Origin of the sequence: Acinetobacter sp. AOR43_HL, assembly GCF_027854635.1 — a bacterium.
GTDB classification, from domain to species: Bacteria; Pseudomonadota; Gammaproteobacteria; order Pseudomonadales; family Moraxellaceae; genus Acinetobacter; species Acinetobacter pittii.
On record NZ_JAKTHX010000007.1, the window covers coordinates 232539 to 244319 of the forward strand.

Here is an 11781-nt window from a genome sequence, read left to right on the forward strand (position 1 = left end):
AATAGATAATCCTTTGCATAACAATATTATCTTAACGAAAAATATCAATTTTCAGGTATTGACGATTTATACAGATATTTTCTTCTTTATATTTATCGCTATACTCCACCTATTGATCTTCTATGAATCATTTGTATGAACACAACAAACGCCTTCCCTAAAACTATTTATGCCATTCAGCATCTTGCTTTCGAAGACTTAGGTTCATTAGAAGATGTCTTTTATCAACTCGGATTTCGCGTCCGTTATTTTGAAGCAGGTGTAGATGATTTAACTGCTGCTTTTGCACACGATGGATTAACTATTATTTTAGGTGGTCCAATCGGGGTTTATGAAACTGAAGATTATCCATTTTTAAAAGATGAAATTGCTTTACTCAAACAACGTTTAGCAGCAGATAAACCTACACTTGGTATTTGTTTGGGTGCACAGCTTATTGCTCATGCGCTTGGTGCAAAAGTATATGCAGGACATCAAAAAGAAATTGGCTGGGGTCCATTGAGCTTAAGTTTACGTCCTAATCAGGTATTATCTGCTTTGCTTAATAATGTCCATGTTCTACATTGGCATGGTGACACTTTCGACCTCCCTGAAAACGCGGTGTTATTAGCTAGTTCAGAGATTTATACCAATCAAGCATTTGAAGTTGGAAATAATATTCTCGCGTTGCAGTTTCATATTGAAACAACAGAAGAAAATTTTGAGAAATGGTTAATTGGCCATACATGCGAACTTCGTAATGCCAATATTTCGATTCAGACACTTCGTGAAGAAAATAAAAAATATGCTCAAAACCTCGAACATGCTGCTTTTGAAGTAATTCAAAAATACTTAAAAAGAATTGGTTATAGTACCTAAATGAAGTGGTTTCTAATGTTTCATGATTATTATTTTTTAACACTTGGTATTTTATGATTATTTTTTAAACAAAAAAACTTTATATTTTATTTTTAGAAACATTTCAGAAAAATTTCAGTGTATTATTAATTTGTAACATAAAATATACGCTGATTTACTATGGATATCTGGAAGTTTATTAAAAGCTTTAATACGGTTAATACTTATTTAATGCTTTCAACTATGCTTCTTCTATTATTAGTTCTTTATTTTTATGTGATTAGTCCTACCTAAGCTTGTTTGCCAAGGAAGCGAAATCATAAAGAAAAAGAATATTATGATGAGAAGACCTCCGAAAAAAAGCCCAACCTTATAGTTGGGCTTTTTTAATATTTTCTATTTACTCACAACGTGTTGCTCGTCTTGAGAAAAAGTAAGAGATAATCAATCTCGGCTGTTTACTCACAACATGTTGTTCGTCTTGCGAAAAAGTAAGAGATAATCAATCTCTTACTTTTTCTCAGGCTTGAAACTATCTTTCAAATCAAGAATACGGTTGAAAACTGGTTTCTCTGGTGAATGATCATGTTGATCAGCAACAAAATAGCCTTCACGCTCAAATTGGAAACGATCTTCAGGATTCGCTTGTGCCAAAGCTGGCTCAATGACAGCTTGTACCACTTTCAATGATTCAGGATTAAGATTTGCCAAGAAGTCATCATCTGCATCAGGTGCGGCTTCAGTAAACAAACGATCGTAAATACGCACTTCAGCAGGAATCCCTTTAGTCGCAGATACCCAGTGAATCACGCCTTTAACTTTACGGCCTTCCGGATTCTTTCCTAGAGTTTCAGGGTCAATTGAACATTTCAGTTCAATCACTTCACCATTTGCATCTTTAATGACTTCATCACATTTAATCACGTAAGCATGGCGTAAACGCACTTCACCGTCAGGAATTAAACGTTTAAAGCCTTTTGGCGGTACTTCTTCAAAATCTTTACGATCAATATAGATTTCCTTGGTTAAAGGAATCACACGATCACCCATATCAACATTAGGATGGCGAGCATGCGTAAGATCCATATCTTCAGGTAAATTAGTTAAAGTCACTTTAAGTGGACTTAAAACAGCCATACCACGCGCAGCAGTATTTTCTAAAGATTGACGAATACAGAACTCAAGCATTGCAACATCAACAATACCGTCAGTTTTTGACACGCCTACACGCTTACAAAAATCACGTAAGCCTTCAGGAGTAAAACCACGACGGCGCATACCGACTACGGTTGGCATACGTGGGTCATCCCAACCATTTACATATGCACCTTCCACCAATTTACGTAATTTACGTTTTGAAGTAATAGTGTAATCCACGTTTAAACGTGAAGATTCGTACTGATGCGGAACAGCTTTAGATTTTACTTTTTCAACAATCCAGTCATAAAACGGACGGTGATCTTGGAACTCTAATGTACAAAGCGAATGGGTAATTCCTTCAATGGCATCAGACAATGGATGAGCATAGTCATACATTGGATAGATTTTCCATTTATCGCCAGTTTGGTGATGCTCTGAATGCAATACGCGATATAAAATTGGATCACGCATATGTACATTTGTACTTGCCATATCAATCTTGGCACGTAAAACCGCTTCACCCTCTTTAAACTCACCGCTACGCATTTTTTCAAAGCGAGCAAGATTCTCTTCAATAGATGCATCACGGTATGGAGAGTTTTTACCTGGCTCAACAAAGCTACCGCGGTTTAACTTAATTTCTTCTGGAGATTGTAAATCTACATATGCATCGCCTTGTTCAATAAGTTGAACTGCCCATGCATATAATTGATCAAAATAACCTGATGCATAGCGTGGTTCACCATTCCAGTTAAAACCAAGCCATTTCACATCGTTAGCAATACCATCAACATACTCTTGTTCTTCAGCATCAGGGTTTGTATCGTCAAAACGCAAATTACACAAACCATCAAACTCTTCAGCCACACCAAAGTTCAAGCAAATCGCTTTTACATGGCCAATATGTAAATAGCCATTTGGTTCTGGTGGAAAACGCGTTACGATCTGCTTTGCACGTCCCGTTGCTAAATCATCAGTAATGACTTGGCGAACAAAATCTAAGCCAGCCTGTTGTTCTTGCTGCGCAGAATCGACAGAGGCATGAGTATTCGGTGTCGGGTTATTTGGCAGGTTCGAGACAACATCATTAGGCTTCATAGTGTATCAATCACTTCTTTGTAGATAAATTTCGAAAAATTTAAACGCTATCTTCATTTTTCACAAAGATTTTAACGTTTTTTACTTGCCTTGTAGTTTACAGTTTGCTTATGCTTCTCTCAACCAAAAACCCATGGTCATAAGCCCATGTTTAGGAGATTAATGTAATGAGTTTTCCTCAAGTCGAATTAAACACCAATAAAGGTCGTATTGTTCTTGAACTAAATACTGAAAAAGCACCAAAAACAGTAGCAAACTTTTTAGAATATGTACGTGACGGTTTTTATGACGGCGTTATTTTCCACCGTGTCATTGATGGTTTCATGATCCAAGGTGGCGGGATGGATGAAAACTTCAAAGAAAAAGCAACTCGTGATTCTATCGAAAACGAAGCTGACAATGGTTTAAGCAATGATGTTGGTACGATTGCTATGGCACGTACTCAAGCACCTCACTCTGCTTCTGCACAGTTCTTCATTAACGTAAAAAACAACTCTTTCTTAAATCATACCTCTAAAACCGCTCAAGGTTGGGGTTATGCTGTATTTGGTAAAGTTGTTGAAGGTATGGATGTTGTTGAAGCGATCAAAGGTGTTCGCACAGGTAACCGTGGTTACCACGCTGACGTTCCTTTAGAAAACGTTGTAATCGAATCTGCTAAAATTATTTCTGAATAATTTTAGGAATAAGCTGTGACTTATCTGTTTATTTCAGATTTACACTTGTCACCTGAACACCCTCGACTTGTTCGAGGGTTTTTAGATTTATTGGTGCATTATCAAAATAAACAAACACAGCTTTATATTTTAGGTGACTGGTTTAACGCTTGGATTGGCGATGATTACTCAGCACCATGGCTCGATGAAATTATTGAGGCATTAAAAGACTTTAACAAAAAAGGAAATCGGGTTTACTTCCAAGTAGGTAACCGTGATTTTGCTTTAAATCAGATTTTCCTCAATAAATTTAACGGTGTATTACTACCTGACATTTATTATCTTAATATTGCTGGACATCAGTACCGCCTAGAACACGGTGATGCACTATGTACAGATGACATTTCCTATCAAAGATTTAGAAAAATTATTCGAAATCCACTTTTAGTGGCTTTTTTACGCCGTACACCCCTGAGTTTTCGCAGCAAACTAGTTAATGGCTTTCGAAAAAGAAGCTCCGCAGATAAACAGCAAAAAAGCTATGAAATTATGGATGTGAATGAACAAGCTGTTATTTCTGCTTTAGCAGATATAGATACACTTATTCATGGTCATACCCACCGCCCTTCAATTCATAAATTACAACATAAGCAACGCATCGTACTTGGCGATTGGAGAGAGCATCAAGCCCAGATTTTGGAAATTGATCCTACTGACAATGCTCCACAGCTAAAGTTAATTGACTGGACATACTAATTTAGAAATATATATTTATAAAAAAATATTTAATTTCTATATTACTGCAATACATTTTTTATCAAATTAAAGAGCAAATATCTTTGAATAAAATAGCGTATGATGGCAAAGATTAAAGTCTCTCAATTGCAATAAGATTGATATGGAGTAAAGTATGGATTTATTAAATACGGTTAAAAGTCGCTACACAACAAAAGCATATGATCCTGAAAAGAAAATCCCTCAAGAAAAACTCACTAAATTATTAGAAATTTTACGTTTTACCCCTTCCTCAGTGAATATTCAGCCTTGGCATTTCGTAGTTGCAGACAATCTTGCAGCTAAAGAACGAATCGCAAAAGCACTAACAGGTAAATATGCTTACAATGCACCCAAAGTGCTTGAGTCATCACATACACTTGTATTCTGTACAAAAACAGACATTTCATCTGAGTACTTAAATCAATTGCTTGAACAAGATGATTTAAGTGGCCGTTTTAAAGATGAAAAAGCAAAATTAGGGCAAAAAGACACTCGCCATGGTTATGTCGAATTTTATAGAAATGAACAGAAAAATTTATTTGGATGGATGGAAAATCAAACATTCATTGCTTTAGGACAGTTATTGTTTGCTGCTGGCTTGGAAGATATCGATGCAACTCCGATGGGGGGATTTGATGAAGAAGTTCTAAATACCGAGCTCAGTTTAACTGAAAAAGGTTTACGAAGCTCTGTAATCGTTTCTTTAGGCTATCGCAGTGAAAATGACTTTAATGCTAAGCTTCCTAAATCACGTCTGCCAGATGAAGTGATTTTCACATATTTATAAAAATCTCTATAGTTCAAGAGATTCTATTCTCTTGAACTATCAAACCATTGCGCTAGCTAAACAAACTACTCCACTTATTCCTAAAAGAATCCCCAAAATGGTAGGCCATTTTAATTTTTCTTTATATAAAATCACTCCGCTTAAAATTCCCAATAACACAACAAGAATATTCATGCTCGCAAAAACAATTGCAGGAGAATCTTTTAAAAGAATATGAGCTTTTACATATAAAGCAATATTTGAAAAATTGAGTATTCCTAATATTAACCCAGCTATCGTACTTTTAAACTGCCACTTTTGAGTCTTCTGTAGCAATAAATATGAAATCGACAATATAAAAGCAGTAATAAAAATAAGATTTAAAGTGAGTGTAAACTGCAGACCTAAACTACTTGTATATTTCAAGAGAATATCTACTGCAGCATAACCACACCATACACTTAAAAGAGCAAAGATCGCTTTTCGAGATTGGTGATTTGCTGAAGAATTGATTTGCCCAAATAATACGAGTAAGACTGCACAAATCCCTAGGCCTACACCCCACAGTTTTAAGGTATTAAATTGTTCATGAAAAAAGAAATATGCCGCAAGTAAGGAAAGAACAACTGAAAGACGCTGTGCAAGTTCGGTTCTCACAATTCCTGCATACTCTAATGATTTAGCAAGACATAAAAAAATACTAGGTAAAATTATTCCTAAAGCAAAGATTAACCACCAAGGAGTATGTTGTATTGAAACATGTTGAATATCAGGCTGAAACCACCAAAAACAAAGAAGACTTGCGCTTGCATAGTTCCACGCAATCATTTGTAGTGGTTGATAACCTTTTCTCTTTAAATTTTTTAATAGGATAGATACCAAGACGCTGCTAAAAGCAGCAGCTAATATTAATAGCATTCATTAAAGCCCTATTTATTTAAATAAAATTAGTCATCATGGCCAAATCGCTATCCATGACCGTTTAAATGCTTTGGATTAACTTTTAAATACACATAAAAAAACCAGTCATTATCTGACTGGCTTCTTTTTTAGATTTCAATTAACGATTATTTTCGTCGTCTTGACCATCTTCAAATTTAGAATCGTTGTCAAAACCACCTTGATGACCGCCGAAGCCGCCTTGGCCGCCGAAGCCACCTTGACCACCGAAGCCACCTTGACCACCAAAGCCACCGCCTTGACCACCGAAACCACCTTGACCACCGAAGCCACCTTGAGCGCCACCGAAGCCGCCTTGAGCGCCACCGAAGCCACCTTGAGCGCCGCCAAAGCCGCTACCTTGACCACCAAAACCGCCTTGAGTGCCGCCTTGTGCTGGGAAGCCTGTACCTTGTGCGCCTGCTGGACGTGGATTACGTGCTGGAACAACAGTTGAAATCGCGTGCTTGTAAACCATTTGACTTACAGTATTTTTTAATAGAACAACATATTGGTCAAAAGATTCAATATGACCCTGTAATTTAATACCGTTCACAAGGAAAATAGAAACAGGGATACGTTCTTTACGGAGAGAATTTAAGAACGGATCTTGTAAAGTTTGACCTTTAGACATTTTTAACTCCAAAAAAAATTTTTAAATCAGCGCAAAAAAACTATCTTTATTTTTCAACTAAAAATTATAAAAAGACAGTGTGCAAATTTTGCTTTATCCATAAGAGTTTCGCAAGTCTTCTTTCGCCTGCTTTATCGTCAAGTAAGTTTTAAAATCGTGTATTTCTTGCAAAGAACGTAACCACGTATATTGACGTTTGGCAAGTTGTCGTGTTGCAAATAAAGCTTTATCCTCCATTTCACGTTTACTTTTGAGACTTAAGTCACTTTTTAATAGAAATTCTAGTGCTTGTCGATAACCCACCGAACGCATTGAGGGTAAATTTTCATCTAAATCGTATTTTTCAATTAGAGCTTCAACTTCACTCAAAAAACCGATATCCCACATTTTGCTTAATCTTTGCTCAATGCGTTGATGTAATTCTACCCGATCTGGAAGTAAAGCGTAGTTATGAAATATGTATCGATATGGTACGTTTTTGGGTTGTTCTGCCTGCAATTTAGTGATTGGTTCACCCGTAATTTTATAAACTTCCAGAGCCCGAATAATTCGTTGCTTATCAGTTACATTAAACTTTATAGCGGCAGCAGGATCTACAGAAACCAGTTCATCATAAACCGCTTGCCATCCTTCGTTTAACGCTTTTTGTTCAATTGTTGCCCGAACTTCAGCATCAGCACTTGGTAAATTACCAGATAATCCTTCTAACAATGCCTTAAAGTACAACATTGTCCCTCCTACTAAAATAGGAGTTTTCCCACGTGAATGCATGTCATCAATTAATTTGCAGGAATCATCAACAAACTGAGCAGCTGAGTAAACTTCAAGAGGAGTAATAATATCAATAAGATGATGAGGATAGAGTTCTTGCTCTTCACGAGTTGGTTTAGCCGTGCCAATATCCATATCTTTATAGACAAGAGCGGAATCAACAGAAATTAGTTCAAAATTTCCACGCTCGTATAATTCACATGCCAAAGCGGTTTTCCCACTCGCAGTTGGTCCCATTAAATTGATGACGGGCAATTGATTTGACATGTAAAACTACTCTCCTCGAGCAAATAATTTATCTAGTTGAGATAATGGAAATGCACGCCAAGTTGGCCGCCCATGGTTACATTGGCTCGCAAATTCGGTTTGTTCCATTTGACGAAGTAAAGCATTCATTTCTGAAAGGCTGAGTTGTCGATGTGCGCGCACTGCCCCATGACATGCCATTCCCGCTAACAACTCATCTCTTTTTTGAAGTAATCCTTGTGCTTCATCATTTGGATCTAAATCATTTAAAAGCTCTGGAATAAGATTTTCAAAATCAGCTTTTTGTAATATGGCTGGCACACCGCGAACAATAACTTGCTCATCACCATATAAATCAATTTCCAAACCTAAGCGCTCAAGCTGAGGTTTTAGTTCTTCGACCCTAACAGCTTGCATACGGCTAATAGAAATCACCTTAGGTATAAGCAGTTGCTGAGATGTCCAAAATTCAGGTTTATCCCAAGCATTTTTCATTTGCTGTAATAAAATACGTTCATGTGCCGCATGCATATCAACAATAATAAGCCCTTCAGTATTCTGCGCTAAAATATAAATTCCATGCAGTTGAGCAATTGCGATACCTAATGGAAATTCATCTACTTTAGCAGCTGGCTCAACATTCTCATTTACCGAAAAACTAGTAGGTTGGTCGCGAAGTGGGGCTAAATAAGTTTTTAAAGCATTATTTAGTTGAGCAGAACCATTATATTTTGGTGTTTGATCTGCATAGTGAATAGCTTGCGGACGACTAGCGTTAAAATCAGTTAATAATTCTGTCGGTGCAGGGTGAGTTCGTGCTTCACTGTCTGAATTTAAAGTTTCATTTGCACGGTGCAATGAAAATTGTTCTTGATATTTGGGCTGAGGTTGTACTGAATAATCTGAGCTTTCATCCGCTTTCATCGCTTGAGCTAGATCAGCACTCGCTGTCTGAAATTGTGCGAGAGTTTCTTTTGTATAATGTCTTACAAACTCATGCACTTCTCTTTGATTTAAAAATCGAATCTCATGTTTAGTAGGATGGACATTGACATCAATATTTTCAGGGTCAACTTCTAAAAAAAGTAAATAAGATGAATGTTGATGACCATGTAAAATACCGTCATAGGCCATGCGTAGCGCATGCGAAATCGTTTTATCTTTGACAATACGACCATTTACATAGACATATTGCATATCGGCCTGTGCACGTGCATCTGAAGGATGACCAAGCCAACCTGATAAACGCATACTGATACTTTCAGCGTCAATCCAATATGCATTTTGTACAAATTGCGAGCCTAATAATTGCTGAACTCGCTGAAAACGTAGCTCTCCGCTATCCGCTATAGGTAAATTAATTCGTATATTATCATTATGTTCAAGCACAAAACGTATATCGAAATGTGTTAGAGCCAAACGACGAACAATCTCTTCAATATGACCAAATTCTGTAGTTGGTTTTTTTAAAAATTTACGGCGCGCAGGAACATTAAAAAATAAGTCTTGAACTCGAATATGGGTACCCTTTTGCGCTGCAACAGCTTGTACCTCTTGATGATCAAATGCTGTTCCATTTACTTCAACTTGATGACCAATACCACTTTCATCTTGGCTACTGGTCAAAGTCAATCTTGAAACCGCAGCAATCGAAGCTAAAGCTTCCCCACGGAACCCCAAACTCACAATCGCATGTAAATCTTCAGCAGTTTTAATCTTACTTGTGGCATGACGCATGACAGCAAGGGCTAAATCATCCGGATGAATACCATGCCCATTATCAATGATTTCGATTAAAGTCGAACCACCTTGAGCAATCCGTACAATCAGCTCAGTTGCACCTGCATCAATTGAGTTTTCTAATAATTCTTTGACCACAGAAGAAGGACGCTCAATCACCTCACCTGCTGCAATCTGGTTCGCTAACGCTGCGTCTAATGTATGAATACGACGTTGTGTTAGCTTTTCATCAGTCATGAAGCTGTTCCTGCAAAGTCTGGTATAAATTTTCTGTTGGTAAAGTTAACGTTACTAAACGAGTCAACTCATCATCTGACTTTTGAATGTCAATGATGATATCCGCCTGTGGAATTTCATCACCACCTTTAGAAGGCCATTCAAATAAAAATAATGCATCAGTGATATCTAAATAGTCACGGATTCCCATTAATTCAAGTTCGTAGGGGTCATTCAAACGATATAAGTCAAAATGAAAAATTTCTTTATCATTAATTTTATACGGCTCAACAAGCGTATAAGTTGGACTTTTAACAGAGCCTTTGTGGCCCAAAGCCTGTAAGAAATAGCGCGTAAGTGTGGTTTTACCCGCGCCCAAGTCCCCAATTAAATAAATTACACCCGACTGAACATGCTGCGCCAAAGCTCGAGCTAGACGCTCAGTATCTTCTTCATGATTTAAGACCAATTTCAATGAATACGACATAGCACACATAACATGATTCAAAATAATCGATATGATAACATTGCCCTGCCTTAAAAGCCTACTTAAGCCCTAGAAGTTGGCTTTTTTTTATATCAATTTTCTTAAATATTCACACTTTCTTATGTCTAGTCCAAACGAATTTCTGCCGCCCATGATTGATGGAGTAAGTGCGAGTCAAGTCTATCTTCCTATGCAAACAGATGCCCAAACGATTTATGAGTATCTCTGTGGTCACTTTTCACATATTAAAACTGAAGAATGGGAACAAAGATTTCAAGACGGTCTTATATATGCAGCAAATGGACAAAAACTAACATTAGATAGTCCATACCAAAGTAATACGCATATTTTTTATTATCGATTTCTTGCTTATGAAGTCCACGTTCCATTTGAACATCGGATTTTATTTGAGAATGATGATTTATTAGTGGTCGATAAACCACATTTTTTAACAATTAGCCCGACAGGACAATATGTTCAAGAAACTCTTTTAGTGCGGCTAAAAAAACAAACTGGCAATGAATTTTTAACCCCTATTCATCGCTTAGACCGCGAAACCGCGGGTGTTGTTCTATTTTGCAAGCGGGTTGAGTCGCGTGGTATTTATCAACAATTATTTGCCGAGCGCCAAGTCAATAAAATTTATTACGCTATTGCACCTTATAAAAAAGATTTAAATTTTCCTCAGACATTACATTTGCATTTAGATAAAGGTCATCCTTTTTATACGATGCAGGTTATAGAAAATACGAAAGCCAATACCCAGACTTATATTGAGCTTATAGAGCACAACCAGATTTGGGCAAAATATCGTTTAACTCCTACAACGGGGAAACAGCATCAACTTCGCGTGCATCTTAATTATTTAGAAATTCCGATTAAAAATGATCCATTTTATCCCGTAGTTCAGCACAAAGCTGAAGATGATTTTTCAGAACCATTACAGCTTCTGGCTAAGCATATTTCATTTACAGACCCCCTCACAAAAGAGGGAATGTCTTTTAATTCCGAGTTTGAATTGACATTGTAATGTAACCGTAATGACAAAAAGATTATTTTTTATGCCAAAAAGCATTGAAATTACATTGCGATGGTTTAAAATAAATTCCTAAAAATTAAAATCATTTGGTTTTGTTATTCATGCGAAAAACAGAAGTTTATCAGGTTCGACTTGACTCCCAAGAAAAAAAGCAGGCTTTTGCTGTTTTTAAACAACTGGGAATTACCCCTGCCCAAGCAGTACGACTTTTTTTTAAACAGGTCGTATTAACTAAATCTATTCCTTTTGCGATCGAAAATCAGAATATTAATATGGAACAATTATTAAAACTGAGAAAAGCAAAAGCATCTTCATTAAACCAAAACTCATCAACTATAGCTGAAGATGATGACCATGAAGATTTATTTGAAGAGTTGAATGCACTTCTTGGTGAAAGCGACAAAACTTAACACTGTTGCATTTATAAACAAGTTT

The 11781-nt window shown here is 36.7% G+C and carries 12 protein-coding genes; 6 read left to right on the top strand and 6 right to left on the bottom strand.

All coding sequences use genetic code 11. The features are described 5' to 3' along the window. The first annotated feature begins 135 nt into the window (after nucleotides 1-135). Nucleotides 136-858 carry a glutamine amidotransferase gene (locus MKL33_RS03615; protein WP_270906470.1) on the top strand — a complete coding sequence of 241 codons (723 nt, stop codon included), beginning with the start codon at nucleotides 136-138 and terminating at the stop codon, nucleotides 856-858. Between the two features lie 489 nt (nucleotides 859-1347). On the opposite strand, the gene MKL33_RS03620 is transcribed toward MKL33_RS03615, so the two are convergent. Further along, entirely contained in the window at nucleotides 1348-3075 is a 1728-nt protein-coding gene (locus MKL33_RS03620; RefSeq protein ID WP_270906471.1) for a glutamine--tRNA ligase/YqeY domain fusion protein, read from the bottom strand. Nucleotides 3076-3242: 167 nt separating this feature from the next. Between MKL33_RS03620 and MKL33_RS03625 the strand changes: the two genes are divergently transcribed. The 3 genes from MKL33_RS03625 (at nucleotide 3243) to nfsB (ending at nucleotide 5295) form a co-directional block, all read left to right on the top strand. Further along, complete coding sequence (locus MKL33_RS03625; RefSeq protein ID WP_002122280.1) at nucleotides 3243-3752, top strand: peptidylprolyl isomerase; 510 nt, start codon at nucleotides 3243-3245, stop codon at nucleotides 3750-3752. Nucleotides 3753-3767: 15 nt separating this feature from the next. Continuing rightward, nucleotides 3768-4487 carry a UDP-2,3-diacylglucosamine diphosphatase gene (locus MKL33_RS03630; protein ID WP_270906472.1) on the top strand — a complete coding sequence of 240 codons (720 nt, stop codon included), beginning with the start codon at nucleotides 3768-3770 and terminating at the stop codon, nucleotides 4485-4487. A 154-nt stretch (nucleotides 4488-4641) separates the two neighbouring features. Beyond that, nucleotides 4642-5295 carry an oxygen-insensitive NAD(P)H nitroreductase gene (gene nfsB / locus MKL33_RS03635; protein ID WP_182917939.1) on the top strand — a complete coding sequence of 218 codons (654 nt, stop codon included), beginning with the start codon at nucleotides 4642-4644 and terminating at the stop codon, nucleotides 5293-5295. Nucleotides 5296-5334: 39 nt separating this feature from the next. Here the strand turns inward: nfsB and MKL33_RS03640 are convergent, their stop codons facing one another. From MKL33_RS03640 to tsaE, 5 genes are all read right to left on the bottom strand, one after another. Further along, complete coding sequence (locus MKL33_RS03640; RefSeq protein ID WP_017385411.1) at nucleotides 5335-6192, bottom strand: DMT family transporter; 858 nt, start codon at nucleotides 6190-6192, stop codon at nucleotides 5335-5337. 142 nt (nucleotides 6193-6334) lie between these two features. Beyond that, nucleotides 6335-6847, bottom strand: coding sequence for an RNA chaperone Hfq (gene hfq / locus MKL33_RS03645; protein ID WP_068557462.1), 513 nt, complete (start codon nucleotides 6845-6847; stop codon nucleotides 6335-6337). A gap of 93 nt (nucleotides 6848-6940) precedes the next feature. Next, on the bottom strand, nucleotides 6941-7885 hold the full coding sequence (gene miaA, locus MKL33_RS03650; RefSeq protein WP_014207098.1) for a tRNA (adenosine(37)-N6)-dimethylallyltransferase MiaA: 945 nt from the start codon (nucleotides 7883-7885) through the stop codon (nucleotides 6941-6943). 6 nt (nucleotides 7886-7891) lie between these two features. Continuing rightward, nucleotides 7892-9841, bottom strand: coding sequence for a DNA mismatch repair endonuclease MutL (mutL, locus tag MKL33_RS03655; protein ID WP_270906473.1), 1950 nt, complete (start codon nucleotides 9839-9841; stop codon nucleotides 7892-7894). After that, nucleotides 9834-10307 carry a tRNA (adenosine(37)-N6)-threonylcarbamoyltransferase complex ATPase subunit type 1 TsaE gene (gene tsaE / locus MKL33_RS03660; RefSeq protein WP_005068599.1) on the bottom strand — a complete coding sequence of 158 codons (474 nt, stop codon included), beginning with the start codon at nucleotides 10305-10307 and terminating at the stop codon, nucleotides 9834-9836. Before tsaE ends, mutL begins: the two co-directional genes overlap by 8 nt. A gap of 121 nt (nucleotides 10308-10428) precedes the next feature. Between tsaE and MKL33_RS03665 the strand changes: the two genes are divergently transcribed. Further along, complete coding sequence (locus MKL33_RS03665) at nucleotides 10429-11337, top strand: pseudouridine synthase (RefSeq protein WP_270906474.1); 909 nt, start codon at nucleotides 10429-10431, stop codon at nucleotides 11335-11337. Between the two features lie 110 nt (nucleotides 11338-11447). After that, complete coding sequence (locus tag MKL33_RS03670) at nucleotides 11448-11756, top strand: type II toxin-antitoxin system RelB/DinJ family antitoxin (protein ID WP_005068595.1); 309 nt, start codon at nucleotides 11448-11450, stop codon at nucleotides 11754-11756. Nucleotides 11757-11781 lie beyond the last annotated feature (25 nt).